Here is a 25,248-nt window from a genome sequence, read left to right as displayed (position 1 = left end):
CTCAATAATTTATGCTTAAATAAATGCTCAATAGCTTGAACAATGTCTATGCTATATACACAGTTCAATCAACCATTCATCAATCAACGATACGTTAACTTTTATGTCAAACTCTCTGTTTTCAAAAGAAATGCAAGACCAGCTCAAAGAACTCAAAGGCCAGCTGAGCAAGGGCCGTGATACTAATTCACCTGAAGGTGAGAATCAAAAGCCAACTGAGCCGGTGTCGCTACCGACTCAAAAGCAAGTAAAAAAGACAGTCAAGCAGCTAGATAGTGAACATATCGATGACGATAAAGTTCTGTTTATGCAAGCCATGCACGGTGTCAATCAGCTAGAAGACAAAAATGTCCGCTCACCTGCCAGCGCAACTAAAGCAGGTAAACCTGATGCAGCGACATTATCTAAACGTGCCGCAGCTCAAGGTAGTGAAGCCAGTGATCTAGGCGCAGGCTTGTCAGATATGCAAGCACTACTGAACCCTGTCGCTGCTGAAGCTTATTTGTCTTATAAGCAGCCTACACTGCAAAATAAAATCTTTGATCAGCTCAAAAAAGGCAAGCTGCGTTGGTATGACGCGGTAGATATCCATGGCTGTACGATAGAAGAAGCACGCGAAGCGATGACTCAACTGTTGAGCCAAGCCAAGCAGAAAAACGAAACTATGGTAAAAATCGTCCATGGTAAAGGTAGCGAAGCGATTCTAAAAACCTGTATCAATGGCTGGTTACGTCAATTGCCAGAAGTACTAGCGTTTTGTTCTGCACCACCAAAAGATGGTGGTAACGGTGCTGTACTAGTACTACTTAAAAAACCTAAAGCAGATGGCGAATAGGTCTATTGTTAGTGATACGGTACTACATAAAAAGGACTGCTTATTTGCAGTCCTTTTTCTATCAATCATTTATGGTCTAGACGTAGACTGCAACGATGTTTCCTTCAATGAACGCTCTCTTTAATGTACATTCCATTTAATGTTAGCTTCTCATTCTGCATTAATATCTTGACTTGAGCTCCTTCTAATTAGCAAAGCGAAATCACTATGAGCATTCAGACTATTGAAAATACCAACGAGCTAGAACAGCAAATTGCTGCACTGATTACCATTGAACCAAGGTTCGCCCCTGTCCATAAGCAGGTCGGGACACCTAATCTTAGGCATAATGCAGGTGGGTTTGAGCAGTTGATGAGAGCGATGGTTGGTCAGCAGTTATCAGTTGCCGCCGCTGCCAGCATTTGGAAACGGTTGGTTGATGCAGAATTGATTACCCCGCAAGCGATACGTGAAGCGACAGACGATAGTTTGAAGACGCAAGGATTGTCTAAGCAAAAAACTCGTTATGTGCGTTCTTTAGTGGATCATGATATAGACTTTGCAGCCTTAGAAACTTTGCCAAATGAAGAGGTCATAACAACCTTGACAGCTGTGACAGGGATTGGACGTTGGACAGCTGAGATGTATTTACTATTTTCGCTAAAACGTGCAGACATACTCGCTGTCGATGATTTGGCCATTAAAGTTGCAGCCATGGAGTTATTAGGCTTAGCAGAGCGCCCAACCCCTAAGCAGCTTAAAGACTTAACTCAGCACTGGTCACCTTATCATAGTGCTGCCAGTCTATTGCTTTGGTCGTACTACGGCTCATTACGTGATAAAACCGCAGTACCTTTATAGCTAATTGAGCAAAAATAGCACTAATATTACTAAACGCCATTCGGGATAAAAAAGTCTCTTTTAAGGCTGGTTCCATATAGAAAAGCCAGATTTGTTTTTAGTGTGCTTAAACTTACTTTTTCTTAGCATATGACTTTTATGCTTTAGTGCCTTAAGCGCACCACTTCTGCTGACGGTCGCCATAGAGAATTTGTGGTGACTTGCAACATCATTTTTAGCCTTGTCGCTATCTTTACGAATATTAACGCCATCATCGTTGTAATCTTTCCTGTATACGCTTGTGTTTACTTCCTTGTTATCAGACACTTCATTATTAGCAGAGTTACTACTGTTATCTGATTCATTTCCTTCTGCTGATTCATCAGTGCTACTTCCCACATGATGTTCAAGCTCCGTTTGATTAACAATCAACTGCTGAGTCGGCAATGCATGTTCTACCTTATATTTCGCGACTTTCTTTAATATATCGACAAACAAAGCGTTTTGTTTGTCATAGAACTCAATGATACCAATAGCATTCACATAAGCTTGCAACTGAATAACATAGCAATCTTGGCGCAGCTCCAAAATATTGACCTGATTCCATTCTTGATTGGTCAAATCATGCTCTTTTATAAATTCATCCAAGTCATTGACCATTTTAAATATTACGTCAAGATCAGCGGTACGCTTAATATATAAGTAATGGAAGAAACGAAACATATCGCGAGAGGTAAAGTTTTCGATCTGCATCGATGAAAAATCACCGTTTGGTACCGTAACAATCGTCCGCGACAATGTCCGCACGCGCGATGAGCGAATACCAATGTCGATAACTGTGCCTTCGTAAGTACCGAATTTACAGTAATCACCGATACGCACAGGTGAATCAGCGACGACGACGACACTACCAACTAAGTTTTCAATCGTCTTTTGCGCACCAAGGGCTAATGCCAAACCACCCACACCCAGCGCAGCAATACCAGTGGTCAAATCAAACCCTAGATTGCCAAAGATAACAATGACAGCAAATATTAATAGCAGTGCTTTGACGACTTTACGCAATAGTCCCAAGATAGAGACTCGTTCTGTATAGTTTTTCTTATAGCTTAGGTTCACAGCACGGGTGAATATCGCATCGATGACGCGCAGTAATAGCCACGTTAATGCCAACCACGAGGCAATATCTGTAAAGCGATTGACAGGCTCTCGCAGCGTAACTGACACGCCAGCGTAGACCATGACCTCAGACAATATCAATGCCATGATAACAACTGACAGCGGTAAAATTACTTTATTTGGCAAAGGTAGCGGGACGCCGCGTACTCGAGGATATGCGATGCGTAATAAATGGTACAGTAGCCATACCATGATGTACGTCAGCACAAAACTACTGATAATCATCGTGAGTGCAGCGACCAAATCAGCCATTTGATAACCAAATAGCTTTTTGCCTTCTAATGAGTCAACGGTATAACGAGAAACCAAGGTCGGTTCAGTGTTCTCTATCACTTCTGGCACTGAGCTGAGCGTATCGCTCGAAAACTGCCAATACTGCTCACCCTGCTTTGATACCACTCTTTCGAGTAATAGTGGGACGCTTTTTTCACCGACATTGATGACACCAACATTCTCTTGGCTCGGTGGTAACTGGTCGGTCAGATTACCTTCAGGTGTATTGTTAATCTGCAAATCAGGTTGAAACCGACCACCTGCATCCAATGCTTGTTTGAATTGGCGTACGACAGTGGTTGGATTGTCAGACTTCGACAAGTTTAGATAATTACTTGCCAGTAAGTAATCATTTTCGCCTAATGCACTGATAAACCCTTGTACCGTATGACGCGGTGTATCTCTGCCAAATGAATCAGGCAATGGCGTACTTACTGTCTCTCCACTACTGTCATTACCTACTCCCAAAGCGCCAGCCTCAACAGCGTAGGCATTATTTGGCAATGCGATACTCAACAGCATAGTCAGTAATAGCATCGCGACTATAAATGGCATCTTAGTAATAGCAGAGAATAAATTAGGCGAAGGACTGGGAGTCAGATTATGCTTGATAGACAAAACAAACCTCTTAGTTTAAAAATGGCATGATAAATGACAGGTGGCGTCCATACTATAGTAACAATTATTTATAACAGCAGTGCTTTTGATTACGCAATTTTGTAGCTAACTGTATTGGTATTTGGTTTCTTACTCTATGTGCACTTCTAATAGTAGGTGTTTTTAAGGATAGGCTTATCTTATAAAATTCAATAAGTTCTCATAGAATATCTAAGTAAAGTAATTTTTAACTGACTATTTAGCAAGCTAACCTGAATAACATTCAGCCTACCCTGAATAAACATTAGGTTAAAGTAGTTTATAAAGCAGGTTAATTTGTAGATAATGAGCGCAGTTTTGCTTATATACTGTTTTTTGTAACTTTTGACCCCTTTTACGTCATAATAGTTACCTCTCATTTCTGCATTTTTAACTTGATTACTTTGGAATCGACTATGTCTGTATCACGTGCATCTTCACGTACCTATCTTCGTTTAAGTATTTTGAGCGTTCTTAGCTTACTTGCAGTAAATACTGCAATGGCAGCTACCTCTGAAAATATTTCCATCAACGATAGTAACCTACCACAAGTTGAGCTTGATGAAATTGTCGTGACAGCCACTCGCACACCTACTAAGACAAGTAATGTAATTGCGCAGACACGGGTGATCGATAAGGAAGAGCTACAACGTTATCAAGGTCAGACTGTTTTGGACGTACTCAAACGTCAACCAGGCGTCGCTTTTAAACAAAACGGTGGTCTTGGTACTACTTCAAATTTTTACATGCGCGGCTACGACAGCAAACAAATTCTCGTGTTAATTGATGGTATACGTTATAGCTCAGTCAGCGCTGGAGGCGCCGCGTTAAACTTGCTACCTGCTGATCAAATTGATCGAATTGAAGTTCTCTATGGAGCATCAGGTTCTAGCATCTACGGTGCGGATGCGATGGGCGGTGTCATTCAAGTATTCACTAAAGGCGGCAATATAGATCGAAGCAGTATGTCAGTTACCGCAGGTATCGGCTCAAACGATCATTATGTATACGGTGCAAGCGCACAACTTGCCAATACTAATGGTACTACATTAAGCCTTTCAGCCAGTCACAACGAAACAGATGGTATCAATGCGACCCGTCCAGATCCCAGTAATCAAAATGACCCTTATAATAAAGACGATGATGGTTTTGAGAGCGACAGTGTAAGCTTAGCAGTCAATCAGCGTTTTAGCGACACGTTACTGACAGGTGCTAGCATCTTGTATAGTAAATCCACTACTGAATATGACGATGGTACTTTTGAAGACGCTCATGCTGATCAAGAAAACGGCGCAGCACAAGCTTATGTCGACTGGCAATATATGCCTGATGCCTCTGTTAAGCTCCAATATGGTCACTCTATTGATAAAAGCGAGTCTTATGCTAAGTATCCAAATGTATTCGATGGTACTCAAGACCAGATTAGCTTAGTTGGTAAAAACAAGCTGCTAGCTGGTGAAGGTGTTTATGGTCTCGAATACCTCACTCAAGACTTAGACAGCACGGCTTACAGTATTGATGACCGTAATGTCAAAAGTGCCTTTGCTGGCTATGTCATCGCCAATGACCGCTTTGATGCACAAGCCAACCTACGCTACGATGATGACTCACGCTATGGTGATGAAACCACCTATAATTTGGGCGGTGCAATGCATCTTAGTCCTGATTTCCGCGTTGGTGCGAGCTATGCTAAAGGCTTCCGCGCACCTGTCTTTAATGATTTAAGCCCTGCATATGGTGGCGATCTTAACCTTAATCCTGAGACTAGCGACAACTATGAAGTATTTGCTCAGTACGATAGCACTCGGCACAGCACACGTCTGACAGGTTATCGCAGTGATGTGGATAATTTAATTGCTTACTCTAATTTCAAAGCAAAGAATATCAATAGCGCTAAGATTGAAGGCATATCATTAACCTCTGACTGGGAAATGAACGACTATCTGTTTGGCGGCAGCTATGACTACCAGAAGGCAGAAGACAGTAGTGGCGGAAGTGATGATGGCAACTCTCTTCCCTACCGTCCTGAACACAAGGGCTTGGTATATGTCGGATACCGTCTGCCAAGTTTAGATATACGCGCTGAATATCAGTATGTAGGGGACTATTACAGCAGAATTACCAATACTGACTCTCAATTTGTAGACAACTATGGATTGCTGAACATCAGTGGTAACTACAAACTTACTGATAATTTGTCTATGACTGCACGTCTAAACAACATCACTAACGAAGATTATATAACAGATATTGGCTATAATACTGACGGTATTAACTACTTTACCTCTCTAACCTACAACTGGTACTAATTTTGGCTGAGTAGTATCAAAAAACATTAAAACAAAAAAGGTCATCAGTCGATGGCCTTTTTTATGGCTATAGATTCCTGTTTGAGGTTTTGTTTGTCTAAGGCATCAGCTATTTATCTCAGTCAATAGGTGACAATTAACCACTCATCTATTACAATAACGACCTCCGAGAGGTGTTGCGCCATAACAGTGATTTACTGCATTAACATTCTATAGTTATGCAATCAAAGGTTATGTTAGGCTCGGTTAACTGTCGAGAGTCCATATTTTTGGTCGCCCACAGCACAAACAACGGCACCTGCGTTTTTATTCTTTTTATCATTCGTTAACCACTGATAGGAGCATATTATGGACGCAGTGTCTACTACACCATCTGCCCATACGATCGATCCCTCTTTCACTGACTACAAAGTCGCTGACATCAGCCTTGCTGATTACGGCCGCCGTGAAATTACCCTTGCTGAAGCCGAAATGCCTGCCCTAATGGGTTTGCGTCGTCGCTACGAAGCAGACCAGCCGCTTAAAGGCGCGAAAATCGCTGGCTGTATCCACATGACCATTCAGACAGCCGTACTTATCGAGACACTAGTTGCGCTTGGTGCTGAAGTACGCTGGACATCATGTAATATCTTCTCAACTCAAGACCATGCTGCTGCTGCAATTGCTGCTGCTGGTATCTCTGTTTATGCTTGGAAAGGCGAAACAGAAGAAGAGTATGAATGGTGCCTACGTCAGCAAGTCCATGTTGGCGGCGAAGCATCAGGCCAACTTTGGGATGCTAACTTAATCTTGGATGATGGCGGTGATTTGACTGCTTTGATTCACAATGATTATGCAGAGCTGCTTGACAACATCCATGGTATCTCAGAAGAAACCACCACTGGCGTTCATCGCTTGGTTGAGATGCTTGGTAAAGGTACACTTAAAGTACCAGCCATCAACGTCAACGATGCGGTTACCAAGTCTAAAAATGATAATAAATATGGCTGCCGTCATAGCTTAAACGATGCTATTAAACGCGCTACCGATATGTTCCTTGCTGGTCGCCGTGCCTTGGTTATCGGTTATGGCGATGTAGGTAAAGGCTCTACACAAAGCTTACGTCAAGAAGGCATGATCGTACGTGTTTCAGAAGTTGACCCTATCTGTGCTATGCAGGCATGTATGGACGGTTTTGAAGTATTATCACCATACATCGACGGTGATAACACGGGCGGCGCAGCTAGCATCAACAAGCGCTTGCTTGAAGATACTGATATGATCGTCACCACAACTGGTAACTACCATGTTTGTGATAGAAATATGCTAGCAGCCCTTAAACCTGGTGCTGTAGTATGTAACATCGGTCACTTTGATACCGAAATCGACACACAATTTATGCGTGATAACTGGCGCTGGGTTGAGATCAAGCCACAAGTTCATCAAATCTTCCGTTCAGACGATGAAAACGATTATTTGATCTTGCTTGCTGAAGGTCGCCTAGTAAACCTAGGTAACGCAACTGGTCACCCATCACGCGTGATGGACGGCTCATTTGCCAACCAAGTATTGGCTCAAATGTATCTGTTCGAAGAGAAGTTCGCTGACTTGCCAGCTGACCAACGTACTGACAACCTATACGTAAAAGTATTGCCTAAGAAGTTAGACGAAGAAGTGGCCGCTGCGATGGTTGCAGGCTTTAACGGTACGCTAACCAAGCTGACCCAAAAGCAAGCTGAGTATTTGGGTGTGCCAGTTGAAGGTCCATTCAAGCCTGACGCTTATAAATACTAAAAGGAGCCTGACTGTGAGTAAGCCTGCTTTCTCCTTTGAGTTCTTTCCTGCAAAGACCGAGCAAGGTCACGAAAAGCTTCTCAGCACTTACGATGAGCTTAATAAGTTATTACCAGCTTATTTTTCGGTAACTTACGGTGCGGGCGGTTCAACCCGTAGCCGCACCTTAGATATCGTACAGGCACTCAGTGCGCGTGGTACCACTGAAATCGCGCCGCATATGTCTTGTATTGGCGATGACAAAAGTGAAATCGCTGAATTGCTAGAGTATTATAAGACTTTAGGTATTAGACGTTTAGTAGCGCTACGCGGCGACTTGCCATCAGGTCAGGTGGGCATGGGTGAACTACCATTTGCGGTAGATTTGGTAAAGTACATTCGTGAGCATTCGGGTGATCACTTCCATATCGAAGTGGCCTCCTACCCTGAAATGCACCCACAAGCGCGTAGCTTTGAGTTTGACATTGATAACTTGGTAAATAAATACCAAGCTGGTGCCAATGCGTCGATTACCCAGTTTTTCTACAACGCTGACAGCTATCTGTACTTGCGTGATAAGTTAGAGAAACGCGGTATTGATACAGTAGCTCAGCCTTTGGTCGCTGGTATCATGCCAATTACCAATTCAAGCAATCTCTTGCGTTTTGCTGATAGCTGTGGCGCCGATATTCCGCGCTATGTACGTAAGCAGTTGACGGATTTTGGCGATGATAGTAAGGCTATTCGTGAGTTTGGCTTTGATGTGGTTTATCGTTTATGTGAACGCTTGATTGCCGAGGGCGTACCTGCCATGCATTTTTATAGCATGAACAAAGTTGAGCCAAACAAACGCTTGGTAGAAGCATTGGGATTGACCGCTTAAACTTGTAAGCATTCTAGAATATCCCTCAATCATTCCTGAATACATTATTAATGACTGGCGTTTCTAGGAGCGCCAGTTTTTTATTGTCAAAATTTTGACCAATAACCCTTTACCGTTTTATTCATACACTTTATCTTATTTGATTTTTAAAAATTTCTTCACTGTGTAATAATGCTGCTCTAAAAATAATTATCTTTATTAAGAAAAATTCTCATAAAACAAATGTCATTAATTGTCTCAAGTGATATTCTATAGATCTAATAATAATTACACTCAATCAAATAATAGGAATAAGACCACGTGCGACGTTTTTTTTATGCCGTTAACAACGACAATGCTGATGCCTCATCACTACCTAAATTGGGTGAGTTACCGCTAGGTAGCAATGTCGAATTACCCGATAGTGTAGTCCATCATTGGTGCCGTGTACTACGAGCCAATATTGGGGATCAAGGGATTTTGTTCGATGGATTTGGTGGCGAATATACAGTAGAGCTACAGGCAATCAGTAAAAAAAATACCACTGCTACTTTGCTTACACATATAGACGACGATCGTACGCCGCCTACTATCACTCAGATTGGTTTGGTAATGAGCCGCGGTGAGCGTATGGATTATGCTATCCAAAAAGCAACTGAGCTTGGAGTGACTGCCATTCAGTTGCTCAGCAGCCACCATGGCGAAGTCACATTAAAACCTGCTCAAGTTGAAAAGAAACTGGCGCACTGGCAACAAGTGGCCATCGCTGCTTGTGAACAATGCGGCCTTAATCGCCCACCTCTTATTCTTGCGCCACAATCAATCAACGAATGGCTAAGCAATACCAATTCTGATGCTAAGACTACTGAGGCTATGGCTACTGGCGTTACGAAGGCGCAAATGGCCGTCAGTTCTATCGTTTCTGTGCTTAGTCATGATTCTTACTATCAAGTATTAGCAAACGCTGCAGATCTATGTATGCAAATGAGTGTACCAGCAGCAGGACAACCTGCCATGCCTGACGCTCTATCTGATATTCTTAAACAACAGACCCCTTATATCAAACTGTTGATCGGGCCTGAAGGTGGTTTGAGTCACGATGAATGTCAGCAAGCGGAGAGTGTTGGATTTGAGCCTTGGCAAATTGGAACAAGAGTCTTGCGTACCGAAACTGCACCAGTGGTAGCGTTAGCTACTTTACACGCCTTAAGCACCTAGTAAAAACTGATAAGTATTAGTATGACTATCGTAGTTTTTATCTTTTATACTTATAGTCAAAAATAAAGTCTGTTCTGTATCGTACACAGTAAAACGCGATGCCAACTCAATGTTAATAAATTGATAATGCAGTTCTTATTTTTATAAGCCCTTATCTTTTGTGAGCCACTATTATGAGCAATTTTGACACTATTCCAGTATCAATCAAGCAGCAGTTGATGAGTACGCTATGTGAACAGCTTGAAGACGCCATATTTGTATTAGATGATAATTTACGTTATTTAGCGGTCAATGCCAGTTATGAGCTTATGATTGGCTACAAAGAAGATTTCTTGGTTGGTCGGCCACTTGGTATTTATGCTGCTAAGTTTTTATCAGAAGCAGAACAGCTTATCTTGAAAGACATCAGTAAAAACCTAAACAGTCATGGATTTTACGAACTTGATTTTTCGATGATCAATCGTTATGGCGAGCCTATTGATTGTCATGTCACTTATCGCAAGATTTATATAGATCAAATGGCTTATCATATTGGTATGCTGCGTGATATGTCTGCAGTTATTAAAGATCAAAAACAGGTCGCCCATTTACTCAACTATGATCAGCTCACAGGTCTCCCTAACCGCAAGGTATTTTTGAGTCAGACAAGTGACATGCTATTGGATAGTTACCAAGAGGTTGTCCTTGTACGCTTAAACATTGACCGTTATCGCAATCTTGCCAGCCTATTAGGGCCTGATGGTGCCAATGATTTAATAAAAAACTTTGCAGAAGGAGTCGAAAAGCTCAAACTGCATAATTTACGCTCCTTTTCTCACTTTGGGGGTGATGATTTTGCGCTATTATTTGAAGTTAAAGATGCCAATATGGTACGTCATCAGCTAGACACACTCATGCAAATGTGTGAGCGTCCCTTCTCTACTGACAAGAGCCATGCGACAGATGCAAATATCTATTACCATATTTCTGTGGGTGTGAGCTGTTTTCCAAAAGACGATAACGAAGTAACGGGTTTATTGACCAAAGCAGAAAAAGCATTGGACTATGTCAAGCAGCATGGTGGCGATGATATTCGCTGGTACGACGAGGCAATTGAAAGCGCCACCGCTGGTAGCTTAGAGCTAGAGTCTGAGCTTAGAACTGCTACCACTGAAGGTCAATTCGTTCCTTATTATCAGCCAAAGTTCTCATTAGAGACTGGGGCTATCACAGGTTTTGAAGCATTGGTACGTTGGCAACACCCCACTCGCGGATTGCTCAAGCCCGTTCATTTTATCAATGCCATTATCGCGCACAAGCTATCCTTTGATTTGTTTTCGCAACTGGCTATTAAAATCGTCAAACAACTAGCCGTTTGGCAACAGCAAGGGTTTCATCAACACGTCTGTATCAACGCTGATGCCGCGGAATTTAGCCACCCTGACTTCTTTGATATGGTAAGCACACTACTGACAGCAAATGACGTTGCTGCCCATCAGTTGCATATTGAAGTAACCGAGTCGTCTTTGATTCAGCGTCATGATAATGTAAAAAAACAGCTTAACTCGCTTAGAGAGCTTGGCGTACGTCTAGCGCTCGATGATTTCGGTACTGGTTATGCGTCATTAAGCTACTTGCAAGAATATCCATTTGATTTTATCAAGATTGATAAGAGCTTTATCTCCAATATTGAAACCGATCGTACCCAGCACGCGATTGTAAAAGCCATTTTAGACTTAGCAGTCGCTTTAGACATGCAGGTCGTTGCTGAAGGTATCGAAACTGAGCAGCAGCGCGATGTGTTGTTAGATATGGGTTGCAAAATTGGTCAGGGCTATTGGTTTAGCAAACCTGTGGCTGCTGATGTCGCCACTGCGATGCTGATTCAACAAAATGCTTCTGAGTAAACGCTAAGCTATTCGTTATTAATCATAAACTACTATGTTAAGACTCCTAACATACGAGCATGTTTAATGTTTATCACGTTTATATCTGTGAAATAACTTACAGGCTCGGTTCTACCAAATAATGTTGTCATTTATACTAATGCGTTTGTCTTTATGGCAAACGCTATTTTTTTGCCTGTCGTTTTTTCATGTTAATACCGGTCATATAAAGGACTATCTGTCTTAGTAACACTAAATTTTTCATATGCTTAATGCTGCTATCTCCTAGCGCCTAACGTCGATTGCATAACCGATGCAAGATAGGTTCATGACTTATCAGTCCTGTCACCAAACTTGTATAATCACCTATGAAAGCCTATCTTTTATAGTGAATTTGTTAGAGCACATTTAATCTCTCATTGACTCTGACAATCACCACTCTTTTTAACACTATTTTATGTAATCGATAGCATGGTTGACCTGCTTTACTGTTTATCATTTATTTAGATTTCCAGACTGGCTAGGCAAGAATAACGCACTAGAGAATAGTGCGACCATATGCTCATTATTGGCTATGATCGGTTACATTCCAAAAAGGACAGGAAGTTATGCAATACAAAGCGCCCTTACGTGATATCCAATTCGTTATGCATGAACTACTCGATAGTGAAAGCCACTACAAAACTTTGCCTGCGTTCCAAGAAGCTGACCGCGAGCTAATGGACAGCCTGTTTGAAATGGCTGCAAGCTTTGCTGAAAACGAACTGTCGCCATTGAACCAAAGCGGTGATGCTGAAGGCTGTAAGTTTGACAATGGTAAGGTCACCACGCCAAAAGGCTTTAAAGAAGCTTATGACGCGTATTGTGAGCTTGGCTTCCCTGCTTTATCTGCTGAAGAAGATTTCGGTGGTCAAAACATGCCGTTCTCATTATCTACTGTCATCAATGAAATGGTTGGTACGGCTAACTGGTCATTTTCTATGTACCCTGGCCTATCACATGGTGCTATCCAAACCATCGAGCATCATGGTACTGACGAGCAAAAACAAACCTATTTAGAAAAAATGGTCACTGGCGAATGGTCAGGCACCATGTGTCTTACTGAAGCGCATGCGGGTTCTGACTTGGGTATTATCCGTACCAAAGCTGAGCCTAAAGAAGATGGTAGCTATAGCATCACGGGTCAAAAGATTTTCATCTCTGCCGGTGAGCATGACCTAACTGGTAACATCATCCATATTGTATTGGCTCGTCTACCAGGTGCACCTGCTGGTACCAAAGGTATCTCATTGTTTATCGTTCCTAAAATGACGGTCAACGCAGATGGTAGCGTTGGCGAAAGCAACAATGTCGTTTGTGGCTCTATCGAACACAAAATGGGTATCAAAGCCTCTGCAACTTGTGTCATGAACTTCGATGGCGCAACAGGTTACTTGATTGGACCTGAAAACCGTGGCCTACAGTGTATGTTCACCTTTATGAACGTGGCACGTATCGGTACTGCCGTGCAAGGTTTGACTGCAGCAGAGTATGCATTCCAAGGTTCATTGACTTATGCAAAAGACCGCTTAGCGATGCGTTCACTATCAGGTACGAAAGCACCAGAAAAAGCGGCTGATCCTATCATTGTACATCCAGCTGTTCGTAACATGTTGTTGACGGAAAAAGCCTTTGCTGAAGGTGGTCGTGCGCTAGTTTATTATCTCTCACATTTTGCAGATACCGTCGCAAAAGGCGAAGGCGAAGCGTTGAAGTTTGCTGACCAAATGTTGTCACTACTGACACCAATTGCTAAAGCGTTCTTGACTGAAACAGGTTTAGAAGCTGCTAACCATGGTATTCAGGTTTATGGTGGTCATGGTTTCGTTAGCGAATGGGGTATGGAGCAGAACGTACGTGATACGCGCATTTCTTGCTTATACGAAGGTACCACAGAGATTCAAGCACTTGACTTGTTAGGCCGTAAAGTCTTGGGTTCACAAGGTAAGCTACTTGCTAACTTTGTAAACGTTATCAAAGAATTCTGTGAAGAAAACAAAGAAAATGACGAGATGGGTCAGTTCATTCGCCCACTTGCCAAGCATCTTAAAGAATGGGGCGATTTGACTGCACGCATCGGCATGCAAGCAACTGAAACGCCAGATGCTGTCGGCGGCGCTGCAGTAGACTATATGTATTTCAGCGGTTATGTAACTCTAGCTTACTTATGGGCGCGTATGGCACTGGTTGCTCAGACTGCTATCGCAAACGGTACTGGCGAAAAAGCATTCTATGATGCTAAAGTTAAAACAGCTCAGTTCTACTTTGCTAAGCTATTGCCACGTACTACTACGCACGTACAGCGTATCAGCACTGGTGTAGAGCCATACATGAGCATGGACGTTGATCAGTTTGCCTTTTAATTAAAGCGCTAAACTTCGTAATCGTATAATCTGAGCGGCAATATACTTCGGTGTGTTGCCGCTTTATTTTGCGCGTGCTTATGACGACTATCAACATAGTTTTGACAGTAGCAACTATCTATAAGCACCGACCTGTCTACCTTCTCACATTATAGTTATCAGCAAGGTGTCTATAAGCACTTCAATAGCCGCTGCTAACTTTTGGTGTACGCACAATTCACGAAGAAATACACTCGCTCACAAGCTTATTTGTTAAACTTTGATTATTAATCGCTAAGGTTATACCAAGAAAACAGTTGATAATCTTAACAACTTCAATTTTAATTATTTGAACCAAAGGAATGTTTATGGCTGTTTATAATGCCCCTCTTAATGACATGCGCTTTATCTTAAATGACGTATTTAAGGCGCCAGAGTTTTGGCAAAACAACGAAAACTTGGCTCATGTTGACATGGAAACTGTCGATATGATTTTAGAAGAAATGGGAAAACTGTCAAAAAACATTCTACTTCCTATTAACCGTAGCGGTGATGAAGAAGGCGCAACTTTCGAAGGTGATGGCGTCGTCACGACTCCGACAGGATTCAAAGAAGCCTATAAGCAATATGCTGAGTCTGGTTGGGTTGGCTTAAGCGGTAATGCTGAATACGGCGGTCAGGGCTTCCCTAAAATGGTTACCATGCTCACCGAAGAGATGGTTTTCACTGCCAACCAATCATTTGCCCTGTATCCAAACCTAACAGTCGGTGCGACGCTTTGTTTAAATGCGGCTGGCTCTGAAGAGCAAAAGCAAACTTATCTAGAAAAAATGTACAACGGCGAATGGGCTGGCACTATGTGCTTGACAGAGCCGCATGCTGGTACTGATTTGGGTATTATCAAAACCAAAGCCGTGCCTAATGATGATGGTAGCTATGATATCTCTGGTACCAAAATCTTTATCACTGGTGGTGAGCATGACCTTACTGATAACATCATTCATTTGGTATTGGCAAAAACACCAAATGCACCAGAAGGTTCAAAAGGTATCTCACTATTTGTCGTACCAAAATTCTTGGTCAATGCAGATGGTAGCTTAGGCGAGCGCAATACGTTAGCGGTAGGCTCTATCGAACACAAAATGGGTATCAAAGCCTCTGCGACTTGTGTCATGAACTTTGATAATGCTAAAGGTTGGATGGTTGGCGCGGAAAACACTGGTCTATCATCTATGTTCATCATGATGAACTACGAGCGTGTCACTATGGGCTTGCAAGGCCTTGGTGGTTCTGAGCTTGCCTATCAAAATGCAGCATTATATGCCAATGACCGCGGTCAAGGCCGTAGCGATACACAGCTACAAAGCCCAGAAAAACCTGCTGATGCTATTATCCATCATGCTGACGTCCGTCGTATGCTATTGAATGCCAAAGTAAACACTGAAGCGTCACGCTGTTTTGCGATGTACGTTGCCAAAAACCTTGATGAAGAGAAGTTTAGTACCGATCCTGAATCAGCCAAAGCGGCTGCAGCTCGTGTTGCCCTACTGACACCAGTTGCTAAAGCATTCTTGACTGATAAAGCATTAGAGGCCACTGTTGATTGTCAGCAAGTATTTGGTGGTCATGGCTATATCCGCGAATGGGGTATGGAGCAGATCGTTCGTGATACACGTATTGCGCAAATTTATGAAGGCACCAACGGTATTCAAGCGCTTGACTTACTAGGTCGTAAAGTTGCTCGTAACAACGGCAAGTACGTCACTCACTTCTTGGGTGAGATTCGTGACTTTGTTAGCAATATGCAAGCAGACCACGCTATTAAACAAGCTACGTTAAATGCAGCAGATACCATTGAAGAGCTAACCACAACTGTGCTTAACAACATCGGCGAACGCAAAAACGAAATCAATGGCTGTGCGGTTGACTACATGCATGCGTTTGGCTACCTCGCCTACTCGTACATGTTTGCGTTGATGGTAGAAGCTGCTAATGGTAAAGAAGGCGAGTTTTATACCAATAAAGCCAAGCTTGCTGACTATTTCGTCGGTCGTGTCTTACCGCGTATCGATGCTCATGCACAGATGGTCAAAGCTGGTAGTGACCCAATGATGAACTTTGATCTTGCTTATTTTGATGTTCCTGCAAGCTAAGTTAGCTTTAAAACTCACCTAAAATACCTTGATTAAAAGGACAGTCGTGTTACTGTCCTTTTTTTTGTCAAAATAACTGCTAACAAAATAATTCAATATCAATTGGCAGTTCCGATTAAAATAACGCAAGACCAGATGTCGCTCGACTACAATTGAACGATTGGTAAACATTACTCAACTACTTATACAGACTTAAATAATAAAAACGATTGAAACAACCATGATAAAGGGTGCGACGTGTCAGAATTAAAACGCATTTTACAACAGATTACCGCCTTGAGCGACGTGCCAGATCCTGCGGTACTCAAACGCTTGATTGATGAGCTACGAGTCAGTGATAAAGAACCTGCATTGGCCAACGAAAAAATTCAATCCCTTATTGATATCATACATCAGCATCCAGAATATGGAGATGGGCTGTCTAGTTTTGTACTAAAACTGATTATCCAATATCGACAAATTGCGCTATATACCGACACTGGTATTATGTCAGACCAAGGATTCTTCAACAGTTTACGCCGTTTGATTGGCCATCGGTTTTTACCATTATTACCACAAGATGACTCTGTCGTTGAACTGGTGGGCTACTTATTTAATAAACGCTCTGATGAACGCTGGCTTGCCAATATTGAAAAGGAAAAATGGGACAAACTGGTTGAGCTGGTGCGCGTAGAAGAGAAACATTTAAATCTAGTCGCTACCGCAAAAAACAGTATTTTAAACGCTATTATTATTTTGTCTTATCGCATCAGCGGTATCGGCTTGCATCCTGATTTGATGGAGTCCTATCCACAAATACTGAACTATTCCGCGTCTTTTGTTGCACAAAATCAAGAAGCCGTACTCTTCGTCAATCAATATCGTCAAGCACATGAGCTTGATACCTTGACAGACATTACGCCCGAGCAAGCAGTCGACCCTGCACCCCTATTGGTTATGCTTGAACAGTGCGAAGATATCGTCGCTACCGTACGCAAGCGGATTTATAAAACTGGTATCTCTATCCGTTTGACTAATATGATGCTGCGTTTAGATCAAAGTTTGCAGCGTATGCGGATTTTGACTGAGTTGGTCACAGATGATAATCAAAAGCGAGATCGTGCTGTTATCGAACTGATACAGGCGCTCATCACTACGGCCAATCAGCGCTATAGTATTGGTTATTTGATTGATAACAATACCAAACTGCTCTCTCGCAAAGTCACAGAAAATGCCAGTCGCGTCGGTGAGCATTATATTAGTACCGACAAAGCTGGCTATCAAAAGATGCTCAAAAAAGCCTCTATTGGTGGCTTTATCATTGCATTTATGGCAACCATAAAAATACTAGCGTATCACTTAGCGCTCGCACCCATGGGTCGCGCGTTCATCAACAGTATGATTTATGGTTTGGGCTTCGTATTTATTCATGTTATCCGTGGCACAGTAGCGACCAAGCAGCCAGCCATGACCGCTGCTGCAATCGCTTCTACCATTTCTGAAGGCTCTGGTAAAAAATCACATCAATTGACCAAGCTATCAGAATTGGTCGTCGATATCTTGCGTACCCAGTTTATTGCTATCATGGGTAACGTCATGTTAGCCGTACCCGTCGCCTTGATTATCTCTTTTGCTTGGTTGCAATATACTGGCGCGCCAATGATCGATACCGAAAAAGCAGGACACCTGTTACATGATCTCGACCCCTTTCACTCATTAGCACTACCCCATGCTGCCATTGCGGGGGTTTACCTGTTCTTATCTGGTTTGATTGCCGGCTACTACGATAACTTGGCAGTTTATAACAACGTAGGCGCGCGTATACAACGTCACAAATTATTAAAATACATATTGCCTAGTTCATGGCTTCAGCGTTTAGGCGGCTTTATAGAGGCCAACTTGGGCGCTATCATGGGTAACTTCTTATTCGGGGTGTTCTTAGGTAGTACCGCGACTATCGGCTATATCTTCGGCTTACCAATTGATATTCGTCACATTGCCTTTGCTTCAGCAAACTTGGCACACGGACTATTCAATATATCTGCTGATGACATCAGCTGGAGCCTCATCCTAATTTCTATACTTGGCGTGGCACTTATTGGTCTGGTCAACTTGATCGTTAGCTTTTCGTTGGCACTGTTTGTCGCCCTACGTTCTAAAGAAGTTCGCTTTTTTGAATGGAGTCGCCTCACAAAACTGGTATTTGGCCATATTATTAGTCATCCATCTGATTTTTTCTGGCCACGTGATAAGCCTATGAAATATGCGCGTATCGATAGTCAGGGTCACATGATATTTGATGATACCTCCGCACAAAAAAATGGCAAATCCATACCGAGTAATTATGTGGTAAGGCGTTTGTCTGATGTCAGAATCCTGCCTGAATCTAAACATGCTGATGCTCAACATTCCCAGACAAACACCGACATCAACTATGAAAAGCAGCCAACAGATGAGCATACGCAGCCGTATAGCTCTCCTGAAAAGGTAATGGATTTGGACGATGGTTTAGTCGATGACGAGCTAAACAGCGTTCATTATACCGATGACATCCAATACGATAAGGTCACCAAAACGATAAGTGCGGTTGATAGCGACGTTGTTAGTGATGATCCACACCATACTGACTCTGATGACAAGCAGACTGGTGACGCAAAAACACCTTTACCAAAACCTAAAAAACCACCAAAGCTACCTAGTTAAATAGGTAGCTTTGGTGGGTTTTTGCTCGATCGACTGTTGTTACTAAAATTATTTGTCATAACGTCTGTTATCAGAGTATGTTCGATGCGCTATAAAGGTAGCGAAGCATTGGCTATATAATTAGCATTCTTTTGTCTATCATCCTAAATTGTCCTAAATTAATTGACCACAGACTTTTGTAGTGGTCAATTAATTTAGGACACCTGATAAGAGGTTTTGATTAAAGTAACGTCTTTCTTTTTCAGCCGGCGATAAATAATGATTGAAGCTGTGCGGTCTCACCGTTTGGTAATAGCCCCAGATATAATCGCTAATAGCACTTGATGCTTCAGCTATATCCTCGTAGCCACCCTTTGGCATCCATTCTGTCTTAAAGCTTCTAAAGAAGCGCTCAGTGGGTGCGTTGTCCCAACAATTACCACGACGGCTCATACTTTGTGTCATACCCTTACAATCAGCTATCGCGTCAGCGAATTTCTCACTGGTGTAGTGCGACCCTTGGTCAGAATGAAACAGCACACCGCTTGGTTTAAGTCTAGTGTGATACGCCATCTGTAGCGCTGAGCTGGTTAAGAGACTGTTGGGAGAGTCAGAGACACTAAAGCCAACCACACGTCGAGCAAACAGGTCTAGAACAACCGCTAAGTAACACCAGCCACCTTTGATACGAACATAAGTCACATCACCTGTCCAAACTTGATTAGGCGCATTTGGGCTAAACCTGCGGTCTAATATATTGTCATGGGTTCTATGCGCTTGATCAGCGTGCTTGTACTTGTGAGACTTAAGCTGACAACTGACCAAACCCATTTGCTTCATAAGCTTAGCGGCTGAGTAGCGCGTCAACCTAATGTGATGCTCATTCCACAGCATGGCGATAATGGTGCGAGTGCCTGCTGACTGCTTTGATTCGTTGAATACCTGACGTATCAAAGCTTTGAGTTTGACACGCTCAATATCAATGGGCTTAGTCTGTTTGCCGTAGTAGTAGGTGCTTCTCACTATACCAAATAGACGACACAACTGGCTTTTATTTAGGCGTTTGTCTTGCTCTACAAGCTTACTTATCAGTAGTAGCTTTTGAGACTGTCTGATGCCAGTAGAGCTGAAGCCTTTTTTAAGATGTCGCGCTCCATGATCAATTGCTTAACTTGTTTGCGAAGCGCCTGTAGCTCTCGTTGTTCATCGGTGAGTGCCAAACCTTGAGTTGGCGTAACCGCTTGCTGCTCTTTTTTATACTTGCGTACCCAGTTATCTAGAGTAGATGCGCCCATCCCTAACGATTCTGCCACTTCTGCAATCTTACGCTTATGGTCAACTACTAAGCTGACGGCTTCTAACTTGAATTCTCGGGTATATTCTCTGCGTTTGGTAGTCATACTGGTTATCCTCTTTGGGGTAGTATAACCGCTTATGCGCTGTCCAATTTTATTATGCCACTACAAATCCACATTCATTGATACACAAAATAAAAAATGGTTTTTTCTATCAGTGATATTCAGAACTCAATATCTGCTTATATATATCAAGATGAAGCATTAATATTTAAGATATATGAAGAAGGAGCGATGAGGGTCATGATATATGAAAATCAGATCATTATAGAATATCTGAATTATCAGGATTTATACGCTAAAAGACTTACTATTATTGATGTGTATCCAATATTTAAAATTGACCACTCTACTCTGATAGACAAGGATATGAACCAGCTAAACTAAATACTTTAAAGGTATTATCATATTAAGATGTACCTACAGCGAACCAATCAGGTGCTTTCACTGGTTCGGTACCCTAGTGAGGACTTGAACACTAAGCTGTGGGCTAATGGTATCAACGTTTTAACTCGCTGAGATAGTCTCAGTGTACTTCATGGTGTACAAAACGTTAGATTATCAAGCTTAAAAAGCCTTGGATAGAACTATTGCTGAAGTTTTAAGGAGCCTTTCCCAAACTTTGTGTAACTGCTTATAATCCATTAACAGGAGAATAAGCAATGACTAACCAAAACGACATTAAAAAACTGGCCCAGCAGATGGCTGGTAGCATGAAAAGCTGAGAGCATCCTACATTTTGTGTAATTATTGATGAAAGCCACATAGCTGTTACACAGAATATAGGATGCTCTCCATTATTAAGCTTATATACCTATAGAATAGATAATTCTAGCCAATATGGAGGCGTTTTTCCTTTAGAAGCTTGAGAACGTGGCTGAAGAATACGCAATTCATATTTACCTGAATATGGAAGCTTGTAATAACCTTGGTTATCTAGTTCAGAGGAATATTCTCCTACATTGACAGAATCTGATAAATTCTTATTAAATAAATAAGAATCTACATTCCCTCCCGTTGTTTTAACAGAAAGCTTTTGGTTCTTTTTGGCATAAAATGTATAGGAATCGTACTTAATACCCTTTAATTTCCCATAATAGTTAGCTGAACTAGCGCCTTTTTTAAATTGAACATCAACAGTTTTAGCCACTGCATCTGAAGATGCGGCCATTACTGTAGGACTTACCATTAGAACAGGAAGCGCAATTAGAATAGCAGCCGTTAAGTTTTTCATATTTTAAATCCCCGAGCAGTAAAAAATACCGATTTTAACTTACTTCACGCTATTAAATTTTATAGATATGTTATATTAGTATTACTAATATAGAGAGTGCGTTGGTAAGTTACTGAATAAGGCTGCCCGTAATGGATAGTATTAATTAATGCCCTAGCTTCTAGTTCTACCGCAAACCTACCTATGGTAGTAAAAACCTGAATTTCATCACGTAAACAAAGAGAACACTGCTAAATAGTAGTGTTCTCTTATTATATTAAAGGAAAAATTATGCGTTCTTTGCTTCTAACGACAATGTGCTTAACGGGCAGCTTAGCTCTAGTGGCTTGTAGTAACCATCGTGCCGACACCACGGATCTGAGTAAGCAGCCTACAATAGAAGCGCCGGTAGCGTCAGGGGCATTTACTGCTTTTGGAAACAAAGGGAAAATTTGGCGAATAGTGATTGAAGGAAATGAGCTAAGTATAGAGGCAAATTTCTTAAAGCCAACGACAGCAACAGTTACCGTGGTGGGTTCTGGTTCTGTCAATACTGAAGGTGTCGAATACGCGAGTACTGTCAATGGACAGCCTATTGTTGTGAATATAAAAAATAACCTTTGTATCGATGACAATGGCTATCAAAATGAATTTACTGCAATATTAACTTACGCAGGCAAAGTATATCAGGGTTGTGCCGTTGCCGGTGCAATAGAAATTGCGCCTACATAGCAGATAAGCCTAACCTATGAATAAACCATTGAAAAAATTTAGCCTAGTATTCTTACCATCATTTTTGTGGGTCGTATTAACTGGGCTAGGATTTGGCTCTCAAAGTCTATCTAATTTGATTGAAATTATAGGAATTTTTATAGTATCTGTGCTGTGTTTATTTATCCCAGAACGATTTATAAAATATCAACACCTTCTTCTAATACTCTTAATAATCACTGCCTTAGTGCGTTTTTTAACCCCATATATACCGGAATAATATTAAACCAGTTGGCTATCTGAACCGCCCCGACTATATCGGAGAGCGTTTTATTTGAGTCAGGCAACTTTGCCTGACTCATTAAGACTATCATAATATTGCTTTTCAAACTCAAAAGGTGATACATAACCAATCGTACTATGCATTATCATATGAATTACCCGCGTTCCAACAAAGGTAATAACGCCAGAATCAGCCATCTGATCAGTATAACGAATAGATAAATACTGAACGCCTCTATCACTACGATGAATAACGTCTTTTGGGTTGTTTCTGTCTGCAATGGCTTGATTTAACGCTGCCATCACCATATCGATGTTCATACGATTAGATACCTTCCAGCCAACAATACTACGGACAAACACATCTATAATAAACGCAGTATACCCCAACGAAACCAGTTATTTCACCCTTTAAGTCTATTAACAGACTACTTAAAACAGACTGGTATAATGGAACTACTTATAACAGACTGTTTATTTAGCCTTATATATTAAGACGCTTATAACATTCATTATGAACTCGGGCACTGTGCGCTTGAAGTTATTACCTTACCGTCACCCAATCTATAAGCTAATAGATAATTACCCCACACGCAGCCACCATCGAGTGCGCGCGCATGTGGCAAATCAATCTCGCCTTTTAGCGCAGCCCAATGCCCAAATAGTATCTTACGAGTGCGCGGCACTTGCCACTCAAACCAAGGCAAAAAATCGATTGGCATAGCCTCATCTAAACCTGCTGAAAAGCTAAACTCAAGCAACCCATCCTGCTTACACAAGCGCATACGCGTAAAGTAATTAGCAATTGCACGCATCTTAGTAAATCCTTCGATACCTGCATGCCATTCATCCGCTTCTTTGCTATATAGATTCGGCAGCAATTGATCGAGCTGATTCAAATTACTTTGCAGCTGAGCTTCTAATTGCTGTGCGTATCCTGCAGCGGCTTCAATACTCCAATGCGGTGGAATCCCTGCATGTACTATTACCGTGTGCTCATCAGGATAGGCTAATATCGGCTGCCTACGTAACCATTCGAGCAACTCATCACAGTCATCCGCAGCAAAGATAGGTGCCGTTTTGTCTTTATTTTTAAGCTTGGCGGCCCCGCGCCAGACTGCTATCAAATTAAGATCATGATTGCCCAATACCGTTGCCGCAGCGCCTTGCTCACACAACACTTTGACATGACGCAGCGTGTTCAATGAGTCCTCGCCGCGTGCTACCAAATCACCAGCAAACCATAACTTGTCTTGGGCAGGATCGAAATCCAGTGTCTTTAGCAATTGTAGATATGCAGCATAGCAACCCTGTAAGTCACCGATAACATACTGATGGCGAAAACTCATAACACCTCAACGATTTAAATACGATAGTTAAAGACAGCTCGATAAGAAATAAATACTTAAGTACTAGTCATAAAAATAAAGCATAAAAAACCGCCATTATAATTGACGGTTAGTAGCATGCTTTTATGTATCAAAAATACATTATACGTCTAGCTGTTGTGAATGATTGCTTAGGTTCACAAAGTCTGTGACGCTTAATGTCTCAGGTCGTGCCTGCGGATCAATACCACAAGCCTCAAAATCGTCTTCGCTCAATGTCGGTAGCAACGTTGATTTTTTGAAGATAGCACGTAGCGTCTTGCGACGATGGTTGAAAGTCTCACGTACGACAATGGCAAAATGCTCTTCATCATTTGCGACTACTGGTTTGTTGATATGCGGTGTCAGGCGGAAGACAGCACTGGTCACCTTGGGTGGTGGATTAAACGCACCGCGAGGAACGGTCAGCAAATAATCTGTATCACAATGGTACTGCATGATGACCGATAAGCGGCCATAAGTCTTGCTGCCCACATCAGCTGTGATACGCTCAACCACTTCTTTTTGCAACATAAAATGCATATCTTGAATCACATCGGCATAGCTAAGCAAATGAAACAAGATAGGCGTTGAGATGTTATACGGTAGGTTGCCCACTACGCGCAGCTTACCGCGCTCTTCACTATATAGCTCACGGTAGTCCACATGCATCGCGTTGTCTTTGATAATCTCAAAGTTTGGATGGCTATTGGCACCGATACGAATACGCAAGCTATCTGCCAAATCGCGATCTAGCTCCACCACTGTCATTGCATCCACTTCTGCCAATAACGGCTCGGTCAATGCGCCCATACCAGGCCCAATCTCGATCAAATTGTCATCGCGCTCTAGACGAATACTTTCGACGATTTCGCGAATGACGCTAGTATCATGCAAGAAATTTTGGCCAAAGCGCTTACGCGGCTGATGTTTGGCAGCACGTAAGCTGTTAGAAATAGTTTGAGCATCAAATGAAGTTTTGGACATAAAAGAGTCTTAATGTATAAAAGATAAATGGGCGATGATAATGTAATGGCAGCGATATACTGACTTTATAATGGTGAATTATACCACAGCTCATAATTAGGCTGTGTTTTTGAATAATTATTATCGATAGACGAGCCATGCTTTCGAGTAACCGGCCCGGTAACTTTTTACCTCTACATTCATATAATATAAACTCTGACTATTCTAAATAGTAGCGTCAAATCAAGTGCTAGCAGACAGAAACAGGTCCAAAGATGGCGACATCATAACGATTGCGGCGTAAAACTAAATCGATAATTAAACGATTTTTAACGCTTCTTGGGTTTAATAAAGCCCCACTGCATAACGCAATTGGTTATGTTTCACCTTTTGAGTTTGAAAAGCGCTATT

At 41.9% G+C, this 25,248-nt stretch carries 17 protein-coding genes and 1 pseudogene; 11 read left to right on the top strand and 7 right to left on the bottom strand.

The window, feature by feature from the left end; all coding sequences use genetic code 11:
• Positions 1-103 precede the first annotated feature (103 nt).
• The gene (locus HCZ91_RS08035; protein WP_179798976.1) at positions 104-835 is read left to right on the top strand and encodes a Smr/MutS family protein; all 732 of its coding nucleotides are present in this window, start codon (positions 104-106) and stop codon (positions 833-835) included.
• A gap of 207 nt (positions 836-1,042) precedes the next feature.
• Positions 1,043-1,675 carry a DNA-3-methyladenine glycosylase 2 family protein gene (locus tag HCZ91_RS08030; protein ID WP_179798975.1) on the top strand — a complete coding sequence of 211 codons (633 nt, stop codon included), beginning with the start codon at positions 1,043-1,045 and terminating at the stop codon, positions 1,673-1,675.
• A gap of 60 nt (positions 1,676-1,735) precedes the next feature.
• On the opposite strand, the gene HCZ91_RS08025 is transcribed toward HCZ91_RS08030, so the two are convergent.
• A complete protein-coding gene (locus HCZ91_RS08025; protein WP_179798974.1) occupies positions 1,736-3,724 on the bottom strand; it encodes a mechanosensitive ion channel family protein in 1,989 nt (662 codons plus the stop codon).
• Positions 3,725-4,158: 434 nt separating this feature from the next.
• On the opposite strand from HCZ91_RS08025, the gene HCZ91_RS08020 reads away from it, so the two are divergent.
• The 8 genes from HCZ91_RS08020 to HCZ91_RS07985 all read left to right on the top strand — a co-directional run bounded on the left by HCZ91_RS08020 (position 4,159) and on the right by HCZ91_RS07985 (position 18,964).
• Positions 4,159-6,051: a TonB-dependent receptor gene (locus HCZ91_RS08020; protein WP_179798973.1), complete on the top strand. Its 1,893-nt coding sequence runs from the start codon at positions 4,159-4,161 to the stop codon at positions 6,049-6,051.
• 348 nt (positions 6,052-6,399) lie between these two features.
• Entirely contained in the window at positions 6,400-7,824 is a 1,425-nt protein-coding gene (gene ahcY, locus HCZ91_RS08015; protein WP_179798972.1) for an adenosylhomocysteinase, read from the top strand.
• Positions 7,825-7,837: 13 nt separating this feature from the next.
• Positions 7,838-8,686: a methylenetetrahydrofolate reductase gene (locus tag HCZ91_RS08010; RefSeq protein WP_179798971.1), complete on the top strand. Its 849-nt coding sequence runs from the start codon at positions 7,838-7,840 to the stop codon at positions 8,684-8,686.
• A 300-nt stretch (positions 8,687-8,986) separates the two neighbouring features.
• Positions 8,987-9,883 (top strand): 16S rRNA (uracil(1498)-N(3))-methyltransferase, encoded by an 897-nt coding sequence (locus tag HCZ91_RS08005; RefSeq protein WP_179798970.1) that lies wholly within the window; start codon positions 8,987-8,989, stop codon positions 9,881-9,883.
• A 173-nt stretch (positions 9,884-10,056) separates the two neighbouring features.
• Complete coding sequence (locus HCZ91_RS08000; protein WP_179798969.1) at positions 10,057-11,769, top strand: GGDEF domain-containing protein; 1,713 nt, start codon at positions 10,057-10,059, stop codon at positions 11,767-11,769.
• Positions 11,770-12,356: 587 nt separating this feature from the next.
• Positions 12,357-14,150 carry an acyl-CoA dehydrogenase C-terminal domain-containing protein gene (locus HCZ91_RS07995; protein WP_102090567.1) on the top strand — a complete coding sequence of 598 codons (1,794 nt, stop codon included), beginning with the start codon at positions 12,357-12,359 and terminating at the stop codon, positions 14,148-14,150.
• 347 nt (positions 14,151-14,497) lie between these two features.
• Positions 14,498-16,282: an acyl-CoA dehydrogenase C-terminal domain-containing protein gene (locus HCZ91_RS07990; protein WP_101204979.1), complete on the top strand. Its 1,785-nt coding sequence runs from the start codon at positions 14,498-14,500 to the stop codon at positions 16,280-16,282.
• Between the two features lie 237 nt (positions 16,283-16,519).
• Complete coding sequence (locus HCZ91_RS07985) at positions 16,520-18,964, top strand: site-specific recombinase (protein WP_179798968.1); 2,445 nt, start codon at positions 16,520-16,522, stop codon at positions 18,962-18,964.
• A 189-nt stretch (positions 18,965-19,153) separates the two neighbouring features.
• Here the strand turns inward: HCZ91_RS07985 and HCZ91_RS07980 are convergent, their stop codons facing one another.
• The 3 genes from HCZ91_RS07980 to HCZ91_RS07970 form a co-directional block, all read right to left on the bottom strand.
• Positions 19,154-20,032 carry an IS3 family transposase gene (locus tag HCZ91_RS07980; RefSeq protein ID WP_346342186.1) on the bottom strand — a complete coding sequence of 293 codons (879 nt, stop codon included), beginning with the start codon at positions 20,030-20,032 and terminating at the stop codon, positions 19,154-19,156.
• Positions 20,032-20,343: a transposase gene (locus tag HCZ91_RS07975; RefSeq protein WP_179798967.1), complete on the bottom strand. Its 312-nt coding sequence runs from the start codon at positions 20,341-20,343 to the stop codon at positions 20,032-20,034. Before HCZ91_RS07975 ends, HCZ91_RS07980 begins: the two co-directional genes overlap by 1 nt.
• Before the next feature lie 769 nt (positions 20,344-21,112).
• Positions 21,113-21,532, bottom strand: a complete 420-nt coding sequence (locus HCZ91_RS07970; protein ID WP_045455780.1) for a PPC domain-containing protein — start codon at positions 21,530-21,532, stop codon at positions 21,113-21,115.
• Between the two features lie 270 nt (positions 21,533-21,802).
• On the opposite strand from HCZ91_RS07970, the gene HCZ91_RS07965 reads away from it, so the two are divergent.
• Positions 21,803-22,243, top strand: a complete 441-nt coding sequence (locus HCZ91_RS07965; protein ID WP_179798966.1) for a hypothetical protein — start codon at positions 21,803-21,805, stop codon at positions 22,241-22,243.
• A 318-nt stretch (positions 22,244-22,561) separates the two neighbouring features.
• On the opposite strand, the pseudogene HCZ91_RS07960 reads toward HCZ91_RS07965, so the two are convergent.
• From HCZ91_RS07960 to rsmA, 3 genes and pseudogenes are all read right to left on the bottom strand, one after another.
• Positions 22,562-22,888 (bottom strand): annotated as a pseudogene (locus HCZ91_RS07960) (DDE-type integrase/transposase/recombinase); the annotation flags it as partial.
• A 128-nt stretch (positions 22,889-23,016) separates the two neighbouring features.
• Positions 23,017-23,853, bottom strand: coding sequence for a symmetrical bis(5'-nucleosyl)-tetraphosphatase (locus HCZ91_RS07955; protein WP_179798964.1), 837 nt, complete (start codon positions 23,851-23,853; stop codon positions 23,017-23,019).
• 141 nt (positions 23,854-23,994) lie between these two features.
• On the bottom strand, positions 23,995-24,858 hold the full coding sequence (gene rsmA / locus HCZ91_RS07950; RefSeq protein WP_102091795.1) for a 16S rRNA (adenine(1518)-N(6)/adenine(1519)-N(6))-dimethyltransferase RsmA: 864 nt from the start codon (positions 24,856-24,858) through the stop codon (positions 23,995-23,997).
• Positions 24,859-25,248: the final 390 nt, after the last annotated feature.

This window comes from Psychrobacter sp. BI730 (assembly GCF_013414195.1).
In the GTDB taxonomy this organism is placed as follows: domain Bacteria; phylum Pseudomonadota; class Gammaproteobacteria; order Pseudomonadales; family Moraxellaceae; genus Psychrobacter.
Note: the sequence above shows the minus strand (reverse complement) of the source record. Positions and strands in the feature narration are given on the sequence as shown.